Source organism: Flavobacterium sp. KH_001 (assembly GCF_057840745.1).
The window spans coordinates 166,613-188,619 of the sequence record NZ_CM174520.1 but is presented as its reverse complement, the minus strand read 5'-3'; the positions used below and the strand labels follow the sequence as shown (position 1 = coordinate 188,619).

Genomic DNA, 22,007 nt, shown 5'->3' with positions numbered 1-22,007 from the left:
GTTTAGTTTAAATAATAAATTAATGATTCTTCATACCACTTTTTATCGAGATTTTCTACATACTTGATTCTTCTTCTAAAATTATCTCCGTTGACATGCCAAAGACCTGTATTTATGCCTCTTATTGAAGATGCTACTGTTAATGATGCAATTACAAGAATATTAACTTGATCATTCCAGCGCTTTTGTGGTATAGGTTTGATATATTTATTTCTATCTTGTTCTATTTCATAAGAAGGTAATTGTTTTAAAACTCGTTCACCCAGACGCTCCCTAACATTATTTAGTTCTGAATGAAAAACAAAATTGTTGTTTCTACCATCTTGAAGTAGGCAGACCTTAAGCATATTCGAGTTAAAACTTAGCATAACTGCAATAGCATGGTAAGTTTCAGGATAAATTTCACAAATATTTTCCCAATCAGATAGTCTGACCCAGTGGAAAGAGAATCCTAAGTCATTTTCTAATTCAATAAAATCATTACCGGAGAATTTGTATTCACCAGAATCAAATTTTAATGATAAAAAAGTAAATGCTTTTGCAGCTAATTCGGAAGATGTTGTAATTGCTTTTATAATATCAAATGTTGCAAAAGGCAGATCGTTTTCTTTACATAAATAATAATAAACCCAAAACTTGTTCCATATATCACTACTAAAATCTTCTGATAAAAGTAGTTTTGAATAATTGATTATTCGAATGTTCCTATCCTCAATTGTAGTTAATTCATTTTCCGGATTGACGGAGATAAACTCAGGTTTAATTTTTAATTTCGAATTTTTATCAGAGAAGAGAATAAACTTATTTACGTTTTCTGTGTTGATTGAATAAAAACCAGAATCTTCTTTAATTTCAACTTTATGAATGTATTCTAAGTTACAATCTAATGGTAAAGCGTACACACAGCTTGAGATGTCAATACTTTCGATTTTATCAAATTTTATAACATTTTCAGAATTTACTTTCCATTTTATAATTTCAGAAAACTGTTTGATAATAACTCGTTTTTTCCTACTAGAATTTCCATTTTGGATTATTTCAAATATTTCCATTTTCAAGTAATTATCTGAATCGATAATATTAAAAAGCTGAAAGAGTGATTTGAAAGTTTCATAAAAATCAAATAAAGGTTTTACTTTTCTTTCAATCCTTTTTGATATGATAATTTCATGATTTTTATTATTCGAAATTCTCACCTCATACTCTTTATTGTGGGAATTTGCAATTAAACGCCAACCTTTTAGTTTATCCAAATAGATTTCATCATCTTCAATGATGTTATCATTTTGATCTACCAAAAGAATGTCTTGAAAAGGTGTAATTATATCGGCAATTAATCCATAGGTTTGATTATTTGCTCTTATTCTAGTTTTAATTGAAGCAGGAAATTTAGCTGGATTCGTTATAGTAAAATTAATTTTATTTTGGCTAATGTTAAAATCATAAAAATCAGATTTATATACTTCCAAAATAAAAGAATTATTATTAACCGTTATTTGTGGATTATTAGGATCTACAGAATTAGACAAGCATAAATTACCAATATTAAAAACTCTTTCAAATTCATCAATTCCCTCATGAGATATTTTAATATCTAAAACCCCTAATTCTAATGGAGTATGTTTTGAATTCCAATAATTTTTGTTAACGGACTTCCATTCAATATTTGGATTATTTATCCTTTGTCCGTACTTGTCGTAAACAAGTATTCTTAATCCATCTTTTACAATATTCAAATTTCCCTTTACCAACCATTTAGGTTTTTCATTTAGAATTGTCCATTCGAATATGTTCTCGGTATTTGTTTTGAATTTTATCGTATTTCCATCAATTTTATTAAGCTTAATTTCATTTTGGAATTTGACGAAAGAGAAATATTTCTCATTGATTTCAATATTAGATTTTTCTTCAATAAATCCATCACATGAATAACTATCGTTTAGTAATAAATATCCAAAGTTGTTATGAGTATGTCTAGATTTTTCTAAAACAAAACTTCCTTTGCTGCTTTCAGCCCATAACGTTGGAAGATCTAAGTTTAATTTCGAGTGAAGTAAATGATTTGCGTCATAAATTTTTTCAAATTCATCAACTACAAAAATTTCGGGATCAAAATCATTTTTAAAATTAACAAAGTCTTTAAAGTGTATGACTTTATAGGTGTCATTATTTCTCTTTACAATTTTAGCTATTAAATCATTTCCTAAAAACAGTTTATATTCATTGCAATAATTAACTACTTTCTCATCTAAAATATAATCAACTTCTTCTAATTCAATTTTTGAATTAATAATAGTGTTGAGATAAAAAGAGTTGCTGCTACAATTAAAATTCCATTTAAATTTAATGTTATTACTCTTCTTTCTTACCTTATCTCTTTCAATAATTAACTCTTCAGTAATTTGTTTTAAATCTGAATTCGCTCTTAAAGTTACCAGTTCATTTTCATCATTATCTAATACAGCGCGAACAATTTCTAGACAACTACTATAAATAATTTCATTTTGGCTAGATTTTGGTAATAAATTGGTTAATTCAGTATTAGTAGAAAAGTCCTCAATTGAACTTGGGCTTAGATGAATAATTTTTAAAAGAAAATCTCTATACTTGCCTCTATTATTCTGTATATGCTTTAAAGGAAGCCCTCCTTGTAGCAATAAAGTTTTTAGATAATGAGTATTTTGAAATTTAATCCAATTATAATTTAAAAGATTTCCTCCTTTTTTTGCTAATTCATAGAACTCGTTGGTATCAAAGCATAATTGATGATAACCGATAGAATTATAAACTTCATCTTTGGAAGGATATCCTCCATTAAAAATTCTTTTCCACCATTCAGCATAATACACAGCACATGTACGAGGATCGAGTTCTGAAATTCTTTGCACAATTTTAAATCGTTCTTTTAATTGTGCAAATTCAAAATCACTTAAATTGTATTTCCAAATAGGTTGTCCAGTGTGAAAATCTAGATTTCTAGCCTTTAATATTTTGTAAAACTCACTCATACTTATTTATTTTTGGATAAAAGTAAAATAGGTGTGTGCATTATAAGTACACAGCGCTCTTAATAATTTTCGAATTGCTTCTTTATCCGTTCCCTTATTTTGCAAACTAATGAATCTGGACTTATGACAGTTACTTTTTCACCGAAAGAAAGTATTTTCATTTCTAATTCATAATTAATGATTATTTTAATCCTTACTTCCAAAGTTTCATTCTCTAAAATTTTTGATTTTTGAGTATTATGAAGTGGTTTTGTTATAATATACGGAGATTGAGCTTTACTGAAAATTAATTTTACTTCTTCCGGTTTGTCATCTTCTCCTCGAGATACTCCAATTAGATCATCAAAGTAATCTTCCCAGTTTGTATTGTCATTTTTGTATGTACTATTGCTTGTTTCTATATTGTGCTTAATTCTATCTAAAGCCAAATTATATTTGGAATGGTTGTTGAATTCGTTAAATCCTCGAACAAACCATCTATTGTTATATTGTTTTAAATGATATGGATGAAAAATTATTTCATATTCTTTTTGATTAAAAGGCTCATAGATGATTTTTAGCACTGTCTTGTTAATGATGGCGTTAAAAATAGGTGTGATATACTCATACCCTGCATAATCAATATTGGATTCCAGCGAGATAACTTTTTGTTCGTTTTTGAGACTGAATTTATCATTTAGGAGTGGTGCTATTTCATTTATCCATTCAAATTCCGGACTGCCTTCGAATCTTTGTAAGATTGAGATTGCCTGTTTTAATTGTTCTGCTTCAGTGTAGTTAAGTGGACTCTTGCTTATGGAAAATGTTTTGTCTTCGTACCGATAGTAATTTGTTCCATTCGATCCTTTTTGTACCTCAATAGGAGCGTTATAGCCAGAAGTACTCTTCATGAAACTAATGTCTTTTCTCAGGGTTCTAATTTGAATTCCAGAGCTTTCGGGATCATACTCGAGAATTGCTTTATTTACTTCCTCTAATAAATGATCTATTGTGTATTCTTTTCCATAATTTTGGAAGCACTCATTAAGTTTGTTATATCTTACCAATTGATGTTTTGTGGTAGCCATAATTAATTGAAAAAGGTTGATAGTGTCTTAAAATACGAAGCTAACTTTTTGAGGAAAATAATTTTTACGGTTTACCGTATTTGATCTTATTTTCTACTTCTTAATTAAAATGATATTGAATTTTAAATAAAAATAGTAGATGATTCCTTAAGGCTTTATATAGTTTATTGTCATAGTAGCAAATCTCGATATTTATCTTTAATAATATACAAGTAAAAACACTTGAATTTATTAAAGAAGAGAGTAGCAAGTACTGTCTTTATCTGATGTTTAAGTAAAACGATTATTGAAATTTCTTTATGGATGGTACAGAAAAGAAAACTTTTGTTTTTGCTTAGCTATTTCTGGATTTTTTTAGTTCCTCACTGAAGCACCTCACTTGAGATATATGAGGACGCAATTTTGTGGAAGTAGATCAAAATAAAAAACCCCTAAACGGCTGTCGTTTAAGGGTTTGTTTTTGTAGCGAGGACGGGAGTTGAACCCGTGACCTCAGGGTTATGAATCCTGCGCTCTAACCAACTGAGCTACCTCGCCAAGATTGCAAGTGAACCGTGTTCCTCATTGCGGGTGCAAAGATATAAATATTATTAAAGCTTCCAAGAATAAAACGAAGAAAAAAAAATATTTTTAAAAATGCATTGTTTTTGGACATATATTCTTATATTTCGAAAAAATTAAAAGTAGCACATGGATCCAAAAATACGTTACGAAATCGAGTTTCCTATAAATTCTTCGCCGCAATTATTATATCAATACATATCAACGCCTTCAGGTTTGTCAGAATGGTTTGCTGACAACGTAAATTCGAGAGGTGAATTTTTTACTTTCATCTGGAATGATTCGCAGGAAAAAGCGCGTTTAGCGTCTAAAAAGACTGGCGAGAAAGTGAAGTTTAAATGGGTCGATGAAAGCAGCAAGGATACGGAATACTTTTTTGAATTACATATTTTAGTTGATGAATTAACTAAAGATGTATCATTAATGGTGGTCGATTTTGCCGAAAAAGAAGAAGTAGGAGAGGCTAAACAATTGTGGGAGAATCAGATCTCAGACCTGAAACATCTTATAGGATCTGTTTAGTAAAAGTCTATTTTATACCTTATATTTGCCCTGAACAAAATTCAGGGCTTTTTTTATGATCAATTTTAACGGAAACATAGTAGCGCAAGACGAGAATATATTAACTCAAAATCGCGCTTTTTTGTATAGTGATGGTGTATTTGAAACACTAAAAATAGTAAATAACAGAATTTTGTTTCTTGAAGATCATTACTTTAGATTAATGGCTTCCATGCGTGTGGTTAGAATGGAAATTCCGATGAATTTTACGATGGAATTTTTTGAAGAAGAGGTTTTAAAACTGGTTCAGGAAAATGAAATTTCTGCTTCTGCACGAGCAAGAATAACCGTTTTTAGAAACGATGGCGGATTGTATTTGCCAAAAACGAATGAAGTCTCCTATTTAATTCATGCAACGCCACTTGAAAATACTTCATATAGCTTAAATACAGCTGAATACGAAGTTGATTTGTACAAAGATTTCTATGTGACCAAACAATTGTTATCGTCGATTAAAACGACGAATAAAATGATAAACGTGACCGGAAGTATTTTTGCGCATGAAAATGGTCTGGCAAATTGCCTTTTAGTAAACGATACCAAAAACGTGGTCGAAGGCTTACAGGGTAATTTATTTATGCTGACAGGTAAAAAACTAATTACGCCTCCAATTTCTGAAGGATGTTTGAACGGGATAATGCGTAAACAAATTTTAGCCTTATCTAAGAAACTGGATGGCATAGAAGTACTGGAGGAAATAATTTCGCCATTTGATCTTCAAAAAGCTGACGAATTATTCCTTACAAATGTAATCACAGGAATACAACCGATAACCAAATATCGAAAAAAGGAGTTTAAAAGTGATCTGGCGCATTTATTAGTGCAAAAGCTTAATGAATCTATATCTGAAAATTAATTCAGATACGGATTCTCAGGTGCATTAGACCAAATAAGATAATCACCGCCAAGCTCAATGATTTGCTCTTTCCAGAAATGCGTGGTAGACTTACCGATAATTTTGTTTTTATAACTATTATCAGTAATGATCCAGGAGTTTCCCTGCATTTCACTCTCGAGCTGATTTTCATCCCAACCGGTATATCCTAAGAAAAAACGAATATTATTTTTACTAATAGATCCGTCGTTTATTAAGTCTTTGGTCGATTCAAAATCACCTCCCCAATAAATCCCATTAGAAATCTCGACACTATTCGGGATTAACTCTGGAATATTGTGAATGAAATAAAGGTTGTCCTGCTCTACAGGACCTCCGTTATATATCTTGAAAGTGGCGTCAATTTCAGGTATCAGATCATTAATAGTATATTTTAATGGTTTATTAATGATAAAACCTATTGATCCTTCTTTGTTATGGTCTGCTAATAAAATTACCGATCTATTAAAAGATAAATCTCCAATTATAGAAGGTTCGGCAATAAGCAGGTGTCCTTTTTTTAATTTTTCTGAAATCATACGGCTACAATTTTTATTAAATTTAATCATAAAATTTCTAAAAACCCAAATAAAATCGTTAAACCGCACAAAAAAACCCTCCATGAGAGGGTTTTGATTATATTATAAGTTTAGAGAACTTTCTTACTTAGTTCACTGCACCTTCTAATTCAGCTCCAGCTTTGAATTTTACAACATTCTTAGCAGCGATTTGAATAGTTTTTCCAGTTTGAGGGTTTCTACCGTCTCTAGCAGCTCTAGCAGATACTGACCAAGATCCAAAACCTACTAATGAAACTCTACCACCTTTTTTCAAAGTAGCTCCTACGTTTCCTAAAAATGATTCTAAAGCCAATTTTGCCGCAGCTTTTGTGATTCCTGCATCAGCAGCGATAGCATCGATTAATTCTGATTTGTTCATAATAATTAGTTATTAATTGTTGGTTAAAAAAAATTGTTAATACACAAATTTAGTAGGAAATCCGTTCCTTGCAAGTGTTTTCTTTAATTTTAGCAAAAATTGTTAATAACTTAGTTTTTTTGTTCATAAAGCCAGCTGTTTGTCGATCAAAAACAGGTAGAAACCCCTGTTTTACTGACGTTAATACAACTTTGCAGTATCAGAAAAAGTTATCCCATTTAGCAATTCTGCTACCTGCATTCTCTTTTTTCCAGGTAATTGCAAACTTAATAGCTGTAAAAAGCCATTTTGAACTGCAACTTTGATTTCTTTTTTGCTGCAAATTAAACTTCCAGCTTCGTAAGAATGTGCTTCTGAAACTAATTTTGCCTCGTATATTTTAATGGTTTGCTCTTCTTCTTTATCTTTTAGAAAACACCAGGCTGCAGGATAGGGGCTTAAACCGCGAATCAGATTATTGATTTCGTCTCCGGATTTTGTCCAGTCAATTTTACAGTTTTCTTTATTTAATTTATACGCCGTTTTAATTTCTGCAGTGTCTTCCTGAATTGTAGTGGTTACATTTCCGTTTTCAATCACTTTCAAAGTATCAATAACAGTCTTGCTTCCTAATAACATCAATCGGTCGTGCAATTGTCCCGCGCTTTCTTCCGGTTCGATCGCGATTTCCGAATTTAAAATCATTGCTCCGGTATCAATTTTATCATCAATAAAGAAAGTAGTGACTCCAGTTTTAATTTCTCCATTAATAATAGCCCAGTTAATTGGTGCTGCACCGCGATAATTCGGTAATAAAGAAGCATGAAGATTAAAGGTTCCTAAACTTGGCATTTCCCAAACTACTTTTGGTAACATTCTAAAAGCAACTACTATTTGTAAATTGGCATTCAAGGCTTTTAGTTCGTCTAAAAAAGCTTCATCTTTTAAATTGGCTGGCTGTAATAAAGTAAGGTTGTTCGCCAGCGCGTATTCTTTAACTGCCGAATATTTTATTTTTTGTCCGCGCCCCGCTGGTTTATCTGCAGCTGTAATAACGCCAACAACATCGTAATTGTTTTTAATAATGGTGTCCAAAATGCCGACGGCAAATTCTGGAGTTCCCATGAATATAATTCTCAATTTTTCCATTATGATTTTAAGGTGTATTTATTATTCGCTAATATGGTAATATGATTGTTTTCTAATAGCTCCTGAAGTACGGAAACAATATCGTTGGCATCTAGTTTTATTTGGGTTTGAATTTCTCTGGAAGTTAGAGCCGCTGATTTTAATAAATGCAGAATTTTATCGGCAATCGAATCGGCTTCTGTGATTTTTCCCTTTTGAGTAATACAATAGGAGCAGACTCCACAATTCTCTGTTGTTTCTTCTCCAAAATAATCCAAAACCAATCTGTTTTTGCAGGTTTTGTTTTCCTTTATATAATATAGAACAGACGAAAGCTGTTCGTGTTTAAGCTGATTTTGTTTTTCGAGATATTTTGAAACTCGGTTTATAGTCAAATCATCTTCGCGAACTTCATTAAATAAAATAGTCGCGTCGTTGTTTTTAGATTTGTATTCAATGATTTCTTTTTCCCTCAGTTTTTCTAAAACAGCTGTGACCTGCTCTTCTGTGTGATGTGATTTTTTGGCAATCAACGAAAGGTTAAATGGTGTCTTCATTTCGTAAACGCCAGGATACGTTCTCAAAATCGCCAGAATGATTTCTTCGTCATTCGGATTTAAGCTCATATACCGAATCACTTCTTTCGATTCGATTAAAAATTGCATTGTAATCTTCTCTGAGAATTCCTGTGACATGGTAATAATTCCCTGTTGATTCAGAAACTGCAAAGCATTATACGTTTTTAAAGTAGGGAAGTCATATTTATTACAAAAATGATTCAGTTTAAAAGAGAAAGAATCATCTAAACCTTCGCCGTAAGCAATCTGAAAATAATTGCAAAGTTTTACATACATGGTTTTTAAAAACTTCTTATCGGGCAGAACACTTAAAAATTGCTGTTCTGTCTGATTGGCATCAGCATTATTAAAAAGCAATACCGAAAAAGCTTTTTCGCCATTTCGTCCCGCTCTTCCGGATTCCTGATAGTAATTTTCAAGATTTTCCGGTAACTGTGTATGAATAACTGTTTTTACGTTGTCTTTATCAATCCCCATTCCAAACGCATTGGTCGCCACAATAACCTGCGCTTGTTCCGACATCCACAATTGCATGTTCTTGTCTTTTTCTTTAGCCGAAAGTCCGCCGTGATAATACGTCGCTTTAAATCCTAAAGATTGTAATTGCGTCGACATATTCAGGCACGATTTTCTATTTCGTACATATATAATAGAAGGCTGTGGGTTTTTCTTTAAAATTTGTTCGGTGCGATACAATTTGTCTTCGATTTCAAAAACCATGTATGCGATATTTTTTCTTTCAAAAGATTGTTGGAAAAAATTAGGGTCTTTCAAGCCTAATTCCGTTTTAATATCCTCAATAACTCTTGGAGTTGCCGTTGCGGTTAAAGCCAAAAAAGGAATTTTCGGGAAATATTTTTTAAGTTCTGAAATCTTCAAATAAGCCGGACGAAAATCGTGTCCCCATTGCGAAACACAATGCGCTTCATCAATAGCAATTAGATTTATGGGAAGATCTTTGATGCGCTCCAAAATCCAGTCAGACTGTAAACGCTCTGGTGAAAGGTATAAAAACTTGTAATTTCCGTGTTGGCAATTGTCGAGAAGGTCAATTATTTCTTCAGTATGAATTCCGCCTGTAAGTGCAATCGCTTTAATATCTCGTTTTTGCAAATTTGCTACCTGATCTTTCATCAAGGCAATCAAAGGCGAAACGACCAAACAAATGCCTTCCTGCATTATTGCAGGAACCTGAAAACAAATCGATTTTCCTCCGCCGGTTGGTAAAAGGGCAAAAGTATCCTGACCATCCAAAACAGAGTCAATAATCTCCTTTTGCAACGGTCTAAAACTGTCGTGTTTCCAGTATTTTAAAAGAATTTCTTGCGCTTCTGGCATTGGTCTTGTTTTAAAGTTAAAAAATTTAGAAATCAGTTTCTAGTTTTGCAACTTTAACCACATGCCTAAATTTTATCTAAGATATAAAGAATTCTGTTCTCCACCGTATCTTTAGGCACTTCAATTAAGTCGTAACCATATTTCTTGTACGTTTCAACAAGGTGTTTTTGGATCGTTAAAGCCTGTTCGAAATTCTCGTAACGCTCGGTGTCGCTTTCGTAAATTTCTTCCCAAGGCGGTAAAATAAAAGTTTTTGAATATTTAAAGTCCTCACAGGCTTTTGTAAAATGCGTCGGATATTCATCGCCAATATAATCCATATAAGCTACAACATCCGGAATTCCGCGATCTATAAAAACTACATTGTCCGGTTCTTCAAGGGCATTTTCGAATTGTTTAATTCTGCCTTCCAACAACATTTCGCTAAACAATAAAGGTTGTTCAAGGAACAATTGTTCGATTCCGCGTTGTTGCGCTTCTAGCGTAACTTGTCTTGAAATTTCAGGATAACAGCAGTAGCCACGAGCTACCAATTCGTTGATCAGAGTAGATTTTCCCGTTCCCGGGCCACCAATTAGAACTATGATTTCTTTTTGCACTTTCTTAAAATAAAGCGCAAATTTACCTAAACTTATTGGTATTTAAAAAGATTATTTTGCCTGAAGCGAATGATTTCGCAATTTTGGAGACATGGGTTCCTGCTTTCGGCTATATCTTTTATGGCGAACCCCGCCATAAAAGGATATCGCCTCAATCAGGGCTAGCTAGGAAATATGATTTTATTTTTGGGAAGATTTACAATATTGCGCGCTCCTGCAAGGTTTTCAAAACCTTGTAGGTATTTAAAAGACTGCAATAGAAAAAACAAATCTCTAAAATATTATTAGACTGGACTGAAGTCCAGCTCTACAAAATAAATTGTTCCTCTGGAACTAACAAAAAAGAGCCGAAGGTTCTAAAAATATTGTAGGGCTGGACTTTAGTCCAGTTTAAAGCAATCGAAGAATAATATAATTAAATGTTTTATGCACGACCCGCAATATTCAGATCTGAATAATTGTGCTTTGTTAAATTTATTTTCAAACTTATATTACAATTTCCGCCGTCATCCATTTGAATTAAGGAATATTTAAAATCTTTTTCATTGTATGAATCCTTGCAGTAACTATTTATCAAAACTTCCTTTTCTTGTTTTTCGTTTATTATAACAATACATTGATTTACATATTTGTCGAATTTTCTCAGTTCTGAGGCGTTATCAGAAAAACACTTTTTTAAAATTTGATCAATTTCAAGTAATTCCTTTTGATTTAAATCTGATGGTTTTATAGTGTTTGGTTTGAAACTAAAATATCTTTCATGGAATTTTTCTTCAAAAGAAAAAAACGCATAATCATTATATTTTTCAAGATTTAATTTGTTTTTGGTTTGAAGCAGGTTTTTTTTAATTTCAATTTTTAGCGGAAAATCGCCGTCAATAAATTCAATAAAGTTATTTTTAATTACTGCCTTTTCACTGCCATTATAACGGAATCTTGTTCGACTAAAATAAATTGTATCATTTTTTGAATAACAAAAATCATTGAATTTTTCCAATTTTTCGTGATTTTGACCTTTTTCTCTAATTGTAAAAACGTAAGAGCTATCAGAGAAAAATTGGAATTTTAAACTTTTATTTCCAAAAAAATTGTAGTTGTTTACAGCTGATATTTTTTCTGTTTTCGGTGTGTTTTTTTCGGATTTACCTCCTTTGCATTGAATGCACAATGCTAAAATAACTATTGATAATAAGATTTTTACTTTCATAAACCTATTCTATTAATTTACTCACAAAACAAATACTTCCCAGAATCAGCACCTTTCTTCTTAGAAGGAACAATCAAATGCGATTCAAACTTCTTACCTTTTAAAACATCATTCACAAAATCCAAAACATATTGTTTTCCATCATGAAAAAGATAACCGGAGAATTCATGTCCGCCACCACAAAAGGTAATCAGTTCAATATCTTTATGTAGATCAATCATATGATTGTAAACGGCATATGACCCAAATAGAATCAACCAACCCGAAGCATTGGTCGGGCAGGAGCGATGTGAGCCTGCGGCATACGGAACAGTTTGGTCATTATTTCCATGAGCCAATAACATCGGCATTGCTTTTTCTTTTGTAATCAAATTGATATCCTGAATTGCTCCAGAACCTCCTATGAATCCGGTATATTTAAAGTTTTCCGGTAAATTACTTTTATAGAGATTCATCAGTTTGTAATCCCAAAACGATGCATGAAAACCAATTTCAGCACCTGCACTAATTCCGGAAATAAAAATTTTTGAAGCGTCAAGATTGTACTTATTAGCATTTTCAATCAAAAACGAAGTCGCCTGCCACATATCGCTCACACCAATTTGGATTGCTTTTATTTTTTCGGTCAAAGTTCCTTTGCATCCAAAATCTTTTTCTTTCATATATAAACTGTATGAAATACTGGCAACCGCATAACCGTTTTTCGCCATAAACATTCCAAATTCTTTCTCGCTCGTACGTTCACCACCAGAAAATCCACCACCAAAAGCAAAAATCACTAACGGAATTTTTTCATTTGATTTTTTCTCTGGCAAATACAAATCTAAATCCAGTTTGATAGTATCGTTTTGGAAATAAGTCATTGTTTTGATTTCCTGTGCTTTCATCGAGTTGATTGTGAGTGCGATAAAAAGTAAAAGGATTTTTTTCATGGTATTGTGGTTTAGAATCTCGCAATCCCGATAGCCATCGGGATTACGAGAGATTTTCGTAGCAAAGTTTTTCAAATATAAGAGGAAATTTCACAATGAAATAATGTCGCAAAGCTTTTTTCTCTGCACCTTTACATCTTTGTATCTTTGAGCCTTTTTTCAAAGAAAAAAATCTAAAAAATCTGAAATCAAAACCGTATATTTGCGTTTATTTTTAATTACGAATGGAGAACGATAAAGAAAAAAACACCGCCGAATTTTACGAAAGATTAAAGGTAGAACTGGATAACGCAAACACCTGGCCTGCTGAATATTTGTACAAATTCATTGTGCCTTCAGTAGCCGATAATGTTGAGCGAGTTGAAAAAGCTTTTGACAGTATGGGCGCGGTTATCAAAACAACAAAATCTAAAACCGGTAAATTTACCAGTGTTTCTGTAGATGTTACGATGAACAGCTCTGACGATGTGATTGGCAAATACAAAGAAGTATCTACAATAGAAGGTATAGTTTCATTATAACTTATGGTCGAAAAATATAAAAAAGAAGTCGCGAATGACGTTGTTTTTAATTTAGAATACAATTCTGAAAGACAGCGTTTACTTATTCCTGAATACGGTCGTCATTTGCAAAAACTGATCGATCAGGCTACTATTATTGAAGATGCTGAAACGCGCAATAAAGCCGCGAAATACATCATTCAGGTAATGGGAAGTTTGAATCCGCATTTGCGTGATGTGCCCGATTTTCAACATAAATTGTGGGATCAGCTTTTTATTATGTCTGATTTTAAATTAGATGTAGAATCGCCATACCCAATTCCGTCTCGCGATGTATTGCAGTTAAAACCAGATGTTTTACAATACCCGCAAAACTTTCCGAAATACAGATTTTATGGTAACAATATCAAATATATGATTGATGTTGCCAATAAATGGGAGGAAGGCGAAATGAAAAATGCATTGGTATTAGTGATCGCTAATCATATGAAAAAATCTTATTTAAGCTGGAACAAAGACACAGTAAAAGATGATGTGATTTTTGAGCATTTGTTTGAATTGTCAGGAGGAAAAATCAATTTGTTGCAAAGTACAGAAGAACTTTTAAACACAACTGATTTATTGCGTACGAACAAACGTATGTCAAACAAAATTACGCCTCCTGGTCAGCCAAAAATCCAAAGCAACAAAAATAATAAAGGACCTGGGAAACCAAAACCTTTTCAGAAAAACAATAATCAGAAATAAAAAAAGGTGCTAAGATGCTAAGGAGCTAAGAAGCTAAGACTAGTTTAGAACCTCAGAATCTCAGAACCTTAGAACCTAAACAAGATCTATGGGAATTTTTAAAATCGAAGGAGGAATTCCTTTAAAAGGAGAAATCACTCCGCAAGGAGCAAAAAATGAGGCATTACAAATTTTATGTGCCGTGCTTCTAACGGGGGATAAAGTAAGAATTAATAATATTCCCGATATTATTGACATCAATAAATTAATCACTTTGTTGGGTAATTTAGGAGTGAAAATTCAACGCAATGAACCGGGTTCGATTACGTTTCAGGCGGATGAGGTTAATGTTGGATATTTAGAAACAGAAGCTTTCAAAAAAGAAGGTGGAGCGCTTCGTGGTTCTATTATGATTGTTGGACCGCTTTTGGCTCGTTTCGGAAAAGGATATATTCCAAAACCGGGTGGAGATAAAATTGGTCGTCGTAGATTAGATACACACTTTGAAGGTTTTATTAACCTTGGAGCAAAATTCAGATATAACAGAGAAGATCACTTTTATGGTGTAGAGTCTCCGGCAGAAGGGTTGAAAGGAACAGATATGTTGCTTGATGAAGCTTCTGTAACAGGAACTGCAAACATCGTGATGGCTGCTGTTTTAGCAAAAGGACAAACTACAGTTTACAATGCTGCGTGTGAGCCTTACCTACAACAATTGTGTAAAATGCTGAATTCGATGGGAGCTAAAATCACAGGAGTTGGTTCAAACTTATTGACTATCGAAGGTGTTGAAAGCCTTGGAGGATGTGAGCACAGAATCTTACCTGATATGATCGAGATCGGTTCATGGATTGGTCTTGCGGCTATGACAAAAAGTGAAATCACGATCAAAAATGTAAGCTGGGAAAACTTAGGTTTGATTCCAAATACATTCAGAAAATTAGGAATTACAATTGAAAAACGTAATGATGATATTTACATTCCTGCTCACACAGATGGGTACGAAGTAAAAACAGATATCGACGGTTCTATTTTAACTATTGCTGATGCACCATGGCCAGGGTTTACTCCTGACTTATTAAGTATCGTTTTGGTTGTTGCTACACAAGCTAAAGGAGATGTTTTAATTCATCAAAAAATGTTTGAAAGTCGTTTGTTTTTCGTGGATAAATTAATCGATATGGGAGCAAAAATTATGTTATGCGATCCGCACAGAGCGGTGGTTATGGGACATAATTTCGAATCTCAATTAAAAGCAACAACAATGTCATCTCCTGATATTCGTGCGGGAATCTCATTATTAATTGCGGCTCTTTCAGCAAAAGGAACAAGTACAATTCAAAATATCGAACAAATTGACCGTGGATACGAGCGTATCGACGAGCGTTTAAGAGCAATTGGAGCAAAAATCGTGAGAGCGTAAAAAAATATTTGCCCGAAATCACGAATTAAAGGAAGATTGAGATTTGCTATAATTCGTGACTTCGTGGCGAAAAAAAATAGTCTAAATGACAGATGAACAAAAAGCTGTAAAAGCTACTATATTTAGTATAGTTGGAAACACCTGCTTGGCCTTGATAAAAGGTTTGGCAGGTTTTTTTGGCAATTCATATGCCTTAATTGCAGATGCAATAGAATCAACTGCAGATATATTTTCGTCTTTTTTGGTTTTATTTGGAATCAAGTATTCAAATAAACCGCCAGATGAAAATCATCCTTATGGACATGGACGTGCAGAACCATTAATTACTTTTTTGGTTGTTGGGTTTTTAATTACGTCAGCAACGATTATTGGGTACGAAAGTATTTCTAATATTCAGACTTCGCATGATTTGCCAAAATCGTGGACATTATATGTTTTAGGAGCAATAATTATCTGGAAAGAATATTCGTTTCGTTTAGTAATGAGACGGAGTAAAGAAACTAATAGTTCTTCTCTTGCCGCCGATGCCTGGCACCATCGAAGTGATGCTATTACTTCAGTAGCGGCGTTTATCGGAATTTCTGTTGCGCTTATAATGGGAAAAGGTTACGAATCAGCAGATGATTGGGCGGCACTTTTTGCTGCTTTTTTTATCTTATACAACAGCTATAAAATTTTTAGACCAGCGCTTGGCGAGATCATGGACGAAAACCTTAATGATGATTTGGTTGAAGAAATTAGACTAAAATCTTTGACAGTCCAAGGTATATTAGGAACAGAAAAATGTTTTATCCGAAAAGCGGGAATGAAATATCATGTTGATCTTCATGCAATAGTATCGGCACAAATTTCAGTGAAAGAAGGACATGATTTATCGCATAAACTACAAGACACTTTAAAAGAAAAAATACCTCAATTGGGTAATGTTCTGATTCACATTGAACCAGATGATTATCATTGATTCTGAGGTCAAAGGGGCAAAGGTTCAAAGGTGCTAAGGTTTTGAATCTAGAAAAAAATCCGTTTATTCTTTTTTTAAAGAGTAAGCGGATTTTTTTATAGATAAAGTTTGTCACTTCGACGAAGGAGAAGTCACATAAAGTAGATCACGTCACGTAATTTCTCTTTCGAATGACAAAATTGACAATTTGATGGTTTATTCGAAATGATAATTAAGAAATTCCATGCCTGAATTGAAACTTTGTATTAATTCTATTTTCTTTTCTCTTCTCCATTTTTTTAATTCTTTTTCTCGAGCAATTGCTTCTTGGATCCAAACAAATTTTTCATAATAAACTAGAAATTCTATACTGTATTTTGAAGCGAAAGTTTTGTTTCCATTTCCTAAATTGTCTTTATGTTGTTGTAATCTTAATTTTAAATTGTTAGTTACGCCGATATAAAAAGTAGAACGATATTTATTGGTTAAAATGTACACATAATAGGAATGAAATCCTTCTTGTGGATTAAACATAATTTTTAATGTTTTTATAGTTTTTTGTCACTTTAAACAAAGCATATGCAGAAGTTACTTTGTGTGAACTTCTTTATGTGACTTCTCCTTCGTCGAAGTGACAAGATTGTCTTTAATCTAATCAAGGACATTCAAAATCTTCAACCCAAAAACAACCCCGTTTTGCTGGATTCCGCCTTGGTAAGAGTGAACATAATCAACTCTAAATAGCTTAAATTTTCCGAAGCCTAAATTGTCTAAACCAACTGTGAATTCAGAATACGGTTTTCTGTCCGGAATGGCCAGTGAATGAAAACCAATATTCATTGTAGATTTCAAAAGATTTAATAACGGAATTTTATTCATAATAAAACCGGTATCGTTATATTCTGAATGTATTTCAATATAACTATCGTTTGTGCTATTGGCATAATAGGGCATCATATTAAAAACATTCAAATAGCGATCACTTGTTCCAATGTGTGTTTGGTTTCCGTTGAAATGTCTGTAATCTATGAAAGAAATATTTTTGGCATTAAAGAACTTTCCGGCTTTGAAATTCATTCCCAGAAGGCCTTTATTTCCTAAGGATAGGTCGTATTGAACAGCCGCACCAAGTCTTTCAAATTCATATTTTTTCTCGCTGGCAGCAAAAGCATTTTCAAAAATCAAAAATACAGTTGGATATTTCTCGTTTTTAATATTATATCTTCCGTCTGGTCTTGAGATATATTTGTTTCCGAAGTTAATTCTCGCAGTCAAAGCCGTTTTAAATAAGTGATGCTGATCAAAGGCGGAAGTTGTAAAATCGTCTGGTGCTAAAGGGTTGTTAGACGAATAAATATCATCTTTCTTAAAGAAGGAATAATCTGTGGTATTAAAAAGAGGTTTTCTCTGCTCATAGGCTACTTTAGCATTTAAATTAATTCCGTTTGCAACATCCTGAGCATAGTTGATTTGGGCAAATTCTAAATTATACAATTTCATATAATTGTCCTTAAAGAACAATGAACTAATAGAATTGACAAATTTAGTTATAGGTTCGGCGCCATTAAATTGAGCTGTTTTTGTTCCTCCGGAAGCCCAGATTGTAGCGTAATTAATATTGTTGAAGCGATGGGTGAAATCTGCTGTAACACGGAAACGTTCATCTGAAAAACCATAGTTAAAAGTAGTATTTATAGAAGTGTTTTTTCCTTTTTCTTCATTCCATTTTCTAAAGGAGAAACCAGAGTCCAGATTAAAACCTTGTACGGTATTAAAACTTAAAGACGAAAGGTTTAGCAGACCTTTATATTCAAAGGAGTGTTTCTTAAAAGTATTCTTATATTCATAACCCATTATGACATCAAATACTTTAAACTTATTGTTTTTAGCATCAACTGAATCTGTGTATTTTTGAGATTTTTTAATGGTTTGTAAACTGTCTTTTTTAGTATAATCGCTGCTTTCCTCAAGAGTTAAAGGAATTGGTCGGATTTCATTCCAAAAAGCGTCGTCTTTTTTATTGGCGTTCGCTTCAAAGGCTACAATTTCATTTCCAAAAGTTTTCTTTTCAAAAGAAGCAGGAAACTCGTAATTCGAATAAACATAATTGAATTTTCCTGAGAATTTAACTCCAAAAGCACCTGCATTAAAAGAAAGTGTCTGTGCATTTTTAGACCAGATTTTGTTCTTTGAATTGTAACTAAAACTCTGTTTTAAAGTCATAATTTCAGTAAATTCATTTTTCATTCGGTAACCTTTGATATCTAAATCGATAGCATAAATAGCAAAACTGTCGTCGACAATATAAATGTAGCCTTCAAAAACCGGTTCTTTATCGCGTTTTGGAGTTACTTTAATCTTGTTAATTTGCTGATTGTTGTCATCGAAGAAAGTTCCTTCTAATTTGTATTTGTAATAACTGAAAGCATTATCTGCAATAGGAGAGATAAGTTTCACATCAAAGTCTAAAGTATTGTCATAAAAGTCATAAGTTGATAATGAAGCTGTATTATAGCTGTAGCCTTTATTGTTTCCTGAGATTTTAGAAGCAATGATTTTCTCTTTTAGTTTGCCGGGTTTTTCAAAGGAAATCTTGGAGATTGTTTCTGATAAATATAAAATTCCTGTTCCCGTTGAGTCTAAATTTGACGCCATTTCGTCGCCAATATCTACTTTCATACCCATAATCTTCTTAGGAAGATCTTTTATCTTAAACATTCCCTTTGAATAAAAATCAGCGGTATAACGTGCTGTTTTTTCAGAATTGTCTTTTTTGTTTGCAATTGCACTTCTTATAATTGCATTCGCAGGATTATTTTTAGGATCAATGACAACTTCATTTAATGCAAAGCTTTCTTCCTGCATTATGATGTTTAAGGTAGCTGTTTTTGAATCTGCAGAAACAGTTGATTTTTGGGTTTTAAAACCTAAATACTGAAACGTGATTTTATTTTTGCCAACTTCTTTTACGTTCAGTTGGTATTTTCCCTGCTCGTTTGAAGTTGTGCTCGTATATGTGTTTTCTTCAAGAACAGATACAAAAGGCAAAGGGTTTCCTTTGTCATCTGTTATAGTTCCTTTGATTTGAGCAAAGTTGGTAATCGAAAAGAATAAAAAGGCAAGTAAAGTATAGTTTCTCATGAAAGTTTTTTCTCTCACAAAAATAGAATAACTTAAAAACGAGCTTATTAATAATTTGTTAAATTGTTTGTCAAGCTGAGCAGAGTCGAAGCCTTCTCATTTCTATTAGCCTTCGACTTCGCTCAGGATGACATTCGCTTACAAAAATGATACTTATTTACAAAAAAGACTGAATTGCTAATTCGTAGCTTTTTAATCCAAAACCTAAAATAACACCTTTTGCATTTCCGGATAAATACGACTGATGTCTGAAACTTTCACGCGCATAAGTATTCGAAATATGAACTTCAATTACCGGAGTTGTAATGGCTTTCATAGCATCTCCTATGCCAATAGAAGTGTGGGTGTAAGCACCGGCATTCAAAATGATTCCATCAAAACTAAAACCCACTTCCTGAATTTTTCCAATCAATTCACCTTCGATATTACTTTGATAATACGAAAGTTCAACGTTTGGAAATTTTTGTTTCAACGTTTCAAAGTAATCTTCAAAAGTTTGACTTCCGTAAACTTCAGGTTCTCTTTTTCCTAAAAGATTCAAATTGGGTCCGTTGATAATGCAAATTTTCATAAGTAATTTAAATTTTATTAGTGTGATTAATTCCATTTTAGATTTCACGGAATACATTTCACAAGGATGTAAAAATAAAAAAACCGTTCCAATTAATAGAACGGTTTTTATAAAACTATGTGATATTCTTTTTAGAACATGAATCCAGCTGAAATTTGAAATACAGAGTTTTTAATATCAGCATTTTCAGACGCCTCTGTTAATCCTAAACCGTAACGTCCTTGTAAAAAGAAGTTCTCAGTAAGTTTAACTCCTAATCCGGCATTTACACCAAATTCAAAAGTTTCACCATTTTTAACATCAAAATCATTTCTTTCACTTACTAAGAAAGAAGCTTGTGGACCAACTTCCAAGCTAAAAGTTTTACTTAAATAAAACTTAGCCATAACCGGGATAGCGATATATCCTAGTTCGTTTTTAACATCTTCACTTACATCACTAAATTTATACGATGCACCTGTAGTAGAATATAAAAGCTCTGGTTGGATAGAAAATTTCTCTAATATTTTTATTTCAGCAACTAAACCAGCATGGTAGCTAGTGATACCTTCTTTGTCAATTTGATCTGGGAAATCTCCAGTTTGGTTTGCAAAGTTAACCCCTGCTTTTACTCCAAGTTTTAATAATTGGGCTTGTATTGTAGCTGATGTTGCGATGAACAGCACAGCTGCTAAAATTATCTTTTTCATAAAATTGTTTTTAAAAATTGGTATTTTTTTTAAATGTTATATATAGACCAAAACTACAGAATTATGATTTTATTGTTTTGTGTTTTGCATTAAATAATTAATAAAATTCGGATAATTTTTCAAAAAGACTAGATAATTGGCTCTTTTTAAGAGTGTTATTCTTATGTATTAGAAATTAGTTAAAATTTTCTTTAATAAGAATTAGATTTCATTTTCCGTAAATTCATTTAAGATTTCTCTGCTGATTTTTTAGTCTTAAATTTACTACAGTAAACAGGAAATGAAAAAGAACAACTTTTTTTGAGTTATAATTAAGTATGATTTTGGTGTTTTTCTCAATTTGAAAAAAGTTGTTATTTGATCTTTTCCTGTATTATTAACGTCTCTAAGGTGTTGTTTGTCTCGTAAGATTTTGGCTCTAATTACTGTTTTATTTGTTAAAATACAAACGTTTTTTTAATAAGTATAATTTTATATTTGACCGTTTAATTATAACCAAAAAAACAAAATGAAAAAAATTATTATGACTGCTGCTGCAGTAATGGCGTTTGCTTTTTCAAATGCTCAAGAAGTTAAATTTGGAGTAAAAGGAGGTTTAAATCTTTCAAATTTTTCTGGAGACACTGAAGGTATAGATTTTAAATCAAGAGTTGGATTTAATGTCGGTGGATTTGTAGAAATCAAATTGTCTGATCAGCTGGCAATACAACCAGAGCTTTTGTATTCTACTCAAGGAGCAAAAGTAGACAATTTTGGAGTAGAATTGGAAGGTAATTTTTATACTGCTGATGTGCAATTTAATCTTTCGTACATCAATATACCTGTAATGTTTAAATATTATATTGTTGAAAAATTTAATATTGAAGCAGGTCCTCAAATAGGGTTTTTAACTTCTGCAAAAACGAAAACTACAGTTCAGGGCTTTAGTGGTTCAGATGAGCAAGATGTTAAAGATTCATTTGAATCAATTGATTTTGGTTTAAACTTAGGAGCAGGATATGATTTTACTGAACATTTTTCAGCTAATGCAAGATATAATTTAGGACTTGCTAACATTGCAAAAACAGAACCAGGTGATGATTCAAAACTTCATAATGGGGTTTTCTCATTATCTGTTGGGTATAAATTCTAATAATAAAAAGAAGAAAATAGCCAAAATCTTATAAATCTGGATAGTTTTTTAAGCATATGTTTATTTTTCTTAAATAATTTACGTACGTATTTTTTAATAATTAATTATTACCAA

At 32.3% G+C, this 22,007-nt stretch carries 20 protein-coding genes and 1 tRNA gene; 7 read left to right on the top strand and 14 right to left on the bottom strand.

Features of this window, described 5'->3' with window-relative positions:
• Positions 1-2: 2 nt before the first annotated feature.
• From AC3ITQ_RS00885 to AC3ITQ_RS00875, 3 genes are all read right to left on the bottom strand, one after another.
• Positions 3-3,008, bottom strand: coding sequence for a hypothetical protein (locus tag AC3ITQ_RS00885; RefSeq protein WP_489236423.1), 3,006 nt, complete (start codon positions 3,006-3,008; stop codon positions 3-5).
• 59 nt (positions 3,009-3,067) lie between these two features.
• Entirely contained in the window at positions 3,068-4,075 is a 1,008-nt protein-coding gene (locus AC3ITQ_RS00880; protein WP_489236422.1) for a helix-turn-helix transcriptional regulator, read from the bottom strand.
• Positions 4,076-4,538: 463 nt separating this feature from the next.
• Positions 4,539-4,612, bottom strand: a tRNA-Met gene (locus tag AC3ITQ_RS00875).
• A 153-nt stretch (positions 4,613-4,765) separates the two neighbouring features.
• On the opposite strand from AC3ITQ_RS00875, the gene AC3ITQ_RS00870 reads away from it, so the two are divergent.
• Positions 4,766-5,158 (top strand): START-like domain-containing protein, encoded by a 393-nt coding sequence (locus AC3ITQ_RS00870; protein ID WP_026984135.1) that lies wholly within the window; start codon positions 4,766-4,768, stop codon positions 5,156-5,158.
• A 55-nt stretch (positions 5,159-5,213) separates the two neighbouring features.
• The gene (locus AC3ITQ_RS00865) at positions 5,214-6,053 is read left to right on the top strand and encodes an aminotransferase class IV (RefSeq protein ID WP_489236421.1); all 840 of its coding nucleotides are present in this window, start codon (positions 5,214-5,216) and stop codon (positions 6,051-6,053) included.
• Here the strand turns inward: AC3ITQ_RS00865 and AC3ITQ_RS00860 are convergent.
• From AC3ITQ_RS00860 to AC3ITQ_RS00830, 7 genes are all read right to left on the bottom strand, one after another.
• On the bottom strand, positions 6,050-6,610 hold the full coding sequence (locus tag AC3ITQ_RS00860; RefSeq protein ID WP_026984133.1) for a YqgE/AlgH family protein: 561 nt from the start codon (positions 6,608-6,610) through the stop codon (positions 6,050-6,052). The two genes, AC3ITQ_RS00865 and AC3ITQ_RS00860, sit on opposite strands and share 4 nt — an antisense overlap.
• A gap of 127 nt (positions 6,611-6,737) precedes the next feature.
• Positions 6,738-7,010 carry an HU family DNA-binding protein gene (locus AC3ITQ_RS00855; RefSeq protein WP_017498096.1) on the bottom strand — a complete coding sequence of 91 codons (273 nt, stop codon included), beginning with the start codon at positions 7,008-7,010 and terminating at the stop codon, positions 6,738-6,740.
• A 180-nt stretch (positions 7,011-7,190) separates the two neighbouring features.
• A complete protein-coding gene (gene fmt / locus AC3ITQ_RS00850) occupies positions 7,191-8,138 on the bottom strand; it encodes a methionyl-tRNA formyltransferase (protein WP_489236420.1) in 948 nt (315 codons plus the stop codon).
• Complete coding sequence (locus tag AC3ITQ_RS00845; RefSeq protein WP_489236419.1) at positions 8,138-10,033, bottom strand: RecQ family ATP-dependent DNA helicase; 1,896 nt, start codon at positions 10,031-10,033, stop codon at positions 8,138-8,140. The genes fmt and AC3ITQ_RS00845 overlap by 1 nt, the downstream gene beginning before the upstream one ends.
• A gap of 65 nt (positions 10,034-10,098) precedes the next feature.
• Positions 10,099-10,632, bottom strand: coding sequence for an AAA family ATPase (locus tag AC3ITQ_RS00840; protein WP_489236418.1), 534 nt, complete (start codon positions 10,630-10,632; stop codon positions 10,099-10,101).
• A gap of 424 nt (positions 10,633-11,056) precedes the next feature.
• Positions 11,057-11,839: a hypothetical protein gene (locus AC3ITQ_RS00835; protein ID WP_489236417.1), complete on the bottom strand. Its 783-nt coding sequence runs from the start codon at positions 11,837-11,839 to the stop codon at positions 11,057-11,059.
• 17 nt (positions 11,840-11,856) lie between these two features.
• Positions 11,857-12,771, bottom strand: a complete 915-nt coding sequence (locus AC3ITQ_RS00830; protein ID WP_489236416.1) for an alpha/beta hydrolase — start codon at positions 12,769-12,771, stop codon at positions 11,857-11,859.
• 224 nt (positions 12,772-12,995) lie between these two features.
• Here AC3ITQ_RS00830 and AC3ITQ_RS00825 point away from each other — a divergent pair, with 224 nt between their 5' ends.
• From AC3ITQ_RS00825 to AC3ITQ_RS00810, 4 genes are all read left to right on the top strand, one after another.
• On the top strand, positions 12,996-13,292 hold the full coding sequence (locus AC3ITQ_RS00825) for a DUF493 family protein (RefSeq protein ID WP_042567278.1): 297 nt from the start codon (positions 12,996-12,998) through the stop codon (positions 13,290-13,292).
• A 3-nt stretch (positions 13,293-13,295) separates the two neighbouring features.
• Positions 13,296-14,018, top strand: coding sequence for a DUF4290 domain-containing protein (locus tag AC3ITQ_RS00820; protein ID WP_074659573.1), 723 nt, complete (start codon positions 13,296-13,298; stop codon positions 14,016-14,018).
• Between the two features lie 88 nt (positions 14,019-14,106).
• Complete coding sequence (gene murA, locus AC3ITQ_RS00815; RefSeq protein WP_489236415.1) at positions 14,107-15,420, top strand: UDP-N-acetylglucosamine 1-carboxyvinyltransferase; 1,314 nt, start codon at positions 14,107-14,109, stop codon at positions 15,418-15,420.
• A gap of 85 nt (positions 15,421-15,505) precedes the next feature.
• Positions 15,506-16,381, top strand: coding sequence for a cation diffusion facilitator family transporter (locus AC3ITQ_RS00810; protein WP_489236414.1), 876 nt, complete (start codon positions 15,506-15,508; stop codon positions 16,379-16,381).
• 195 nt (positions 16,382-16,576) lie between these two features.
• Here the strand turns inward: AC3ITQ_RS00810 and AC3ITQ_RS00805 are convergent, their stop codons facing one another.
• The 4 genes from AC3ITQ_RS00805 to AC3ITQ_RS00790 all read right to left on the bottom strand — a co-directional run bounded on the left by AC3ITQ_RS00805 (position 16,577) and on the right by AC3ITQ_RS00790 (position 20,761).
• Positions 16,577-16,894, bottom strand: coding sequence for a GIY-YIG nuclease family protein (locus tag AC3ITQ_RS00805; RefSeq protein ID WP_065451064.1), 318 nt, complete (start codon positions 16,892-16,894; stop codon positions 16,577-16,579).
• A 117-nt stretch (positions 16,895-17,011) separates the two neighbouring features.
• Positions 17,012-19,501 carry a DUF5686 and carboxypeptidase regulatory-like domain-containing protein gene (locus AC3ITQ_RS00800; RefSeq protein WP_489236413.1) on the bottom strand — a complete coding sequence of 830 codons (2,490 nt, stop codon included), beginning with the start codon at positions 19,499-19,501 and terminating at the stop codon, positions 17,012-17,014.
• A gap of 157 nt (positions 19,502-19,658) precedes the next feature.
• Positions 19,659-20,072, bottom strand: coding sequence for a type II 3-dehydroquinate dehydratase (gene aroQ / locus AC3ITQ_RS00795; protein ID WP_489236412.1), 414 nt, complete (start codon positions 20,070-20,072; stop codon positions 19,659-19,661).
• Positions 20,073-20,203: 131 nt separating this feature from the next.
• Positions 20,204-20,761, bottom strand: coding sequence for a porin family protein (locus AC3ITQ_RS00790; protein ID WP_489236411.1), 558 nt, complete (start codon positions 20,759-20,761; stop codon positions 20,204-20,206).
• 508 nt (positions 20,762-21,269) lie between these two features.
• On the opposite strand from AC3ITQ_RS00790, the gene AC3ITQ_RS00785 reads away from it, so the two are divergent.
• Positions 21,270-21,893: a porin family protein gene (locus AC3ITQ_RS00785; protein ID WP_489236410.1), complete on the top strand. Its 624-nt coding sequence runs from the start codon at positions 21,270-21,272 to the stop codon at positions 21,891-21,893.
• The last annotated feature ends 114 nt before the right edge of the window (positions 21,894-22,007 follow it).

What these genes read in the sequence shown, in the direction of transcription:
- AC3ITQ_RS00820 (WP_074659573.1), top strand. Translation starts at nt 13,296, where the DNA reads ATGGTCGAAAAATATAAAAAAGAAGTCGCGAATGACGTTGTTTTTAAT.
- AC3ITQ_RS00810 (WP_489236414.1), top strand. Translation starts at nt 15,506, where the DNA reads ATGACAGATGAACAAAAAGCTGTAAAAGCTACTATATTTAGTATAGTT.
- AC3ITQ_RS00855 (WP_017498096.1), bottom strand. Translation starts at nt 7,010, where the DNA reads ATGAACAAATCAGAATTAATCGATGCTATCGCTGCTGATGCAGGAATC.
- AC3ITQ_RS00790 (WP_489236411.1), bottom strand. Translation starts at nt 20,761, where the DNA reads ATGAAAAAGATAATTTTAGCAGCTGTGCTGTTCATCGCAACATCAGCT.
- AC3ITQ_RS00830 (WP_489236416.1), bottom strand. Translation starts at nt 12,771, where the DNA reads ATGAAAAAAATCCTTTTACTTTTTATCGCACTCACAATCAACTCGATG.
- AC3ITQ_RS00800 (WP_489236413.1), bottom strand. Translation starts at nt 19,501, where the DNA reads ATGAGAAACTATACTTTACTTGCCTTTTTATTCTTTTCGATTACCAAC.
- AC3ITQ_RS00880 (WP_489236422.1), bottom strand. Translation starts at nt 4,075, where the DNA reads ATGGCTACCACAAAACATCAATTGGTAAGATATAACAAACTTAATGAG.
- AC3ITQ_RS00860 (WP_026984133.1), bottom strand. Translation starts at nt 6,610, where the DNA reads ATGATTTCAGAAAAATTAAAAAAAGGACACCTGCTTATTGCCGAACCT.
- AC3ITQ_RS00785 (WP_489236410.1), top strand. Translation starts at nt 21,270, where the DNA reads ATGAAAAAAATTATTATGACTGCTGCTGCAGTAATGGCGTTTGCTTTT.
- AC3ITQ_RS00805 (WP_065451064.1), bottom strand. Translation starts at nt 16,894, where the DNA reads ATGTTTAATCCACAAGAAGGATTTCATTCCTATTATGTGTACATTTTA.
- AC3ITQ_RS00835 (WP_489236417.1), bottom strand. Translation starts at nt 11,839, where the DNA reads ATGAAAGTAAAAATCTTATTATCAATAGTTATTTTAGCATTGTGCATT.
- aroQ (WP_489236412.1), bottom strand. Translation starts at nt 20,072, where the DNA reads ATGAAAATTTGCATTATCAACGGACCCAATTTGAATCTTTTAGGAAAA.
- AC3ITQ_RS00825 (WP_042567278.1), top strand. Translation starts at nt 12,996, where the DNA reads ATGGAGAACGATAAAGAAAAAAACACCGCCGAATTTTACGAAAGATTA.
- fmt (WP_489236420.1), bottom strand. Translation starts at nt 8,138, where the DNA reads ATGGAAAAATTGAGAATTATATTCATGGGAACTCCAGAATTTGCCGTC.
- murA (WP_489236415.1), top strand. Translation starts at nt 14,107, where the DNA reads ATGGGAATTTTTAAAATCGAAGGAGGAATTCCTTTAAAAGGAGAAATC.
- AC3ITQ_RS00870 (WP_026984135.1), top strand. Translation starts at nt 4,766, where the DNA reads ATGGATCCAAAAATACGTTACGAAATCGAGTTTCCTATAAATTCTTCG.
- AC3ITQ_RS00865 (WP_489236421.1), top strand. Translation starts at nt 5,214, where the DNA reads ATGATCAATTTTAACGGAAACATAGTAGCGCAAGACGAGAATATATTA.
- AC3ITQ_RS00885 (WP_489236423.1), bottom strand. Translation starts at nt 3,008, where the DNA reads ATGAGTGAGTTTTACAAAATATTAAAGGCTAGAAATCTAGATTTTCAC.
- AC3ITQ_RS00845 (WP_489236419.1), bottom strand. Translation starts at nt 10,033, where the DNA reads ATGCCAGAAGCGCAAGAAATTCTTTTAAAATACTGGAAACACGACAGT.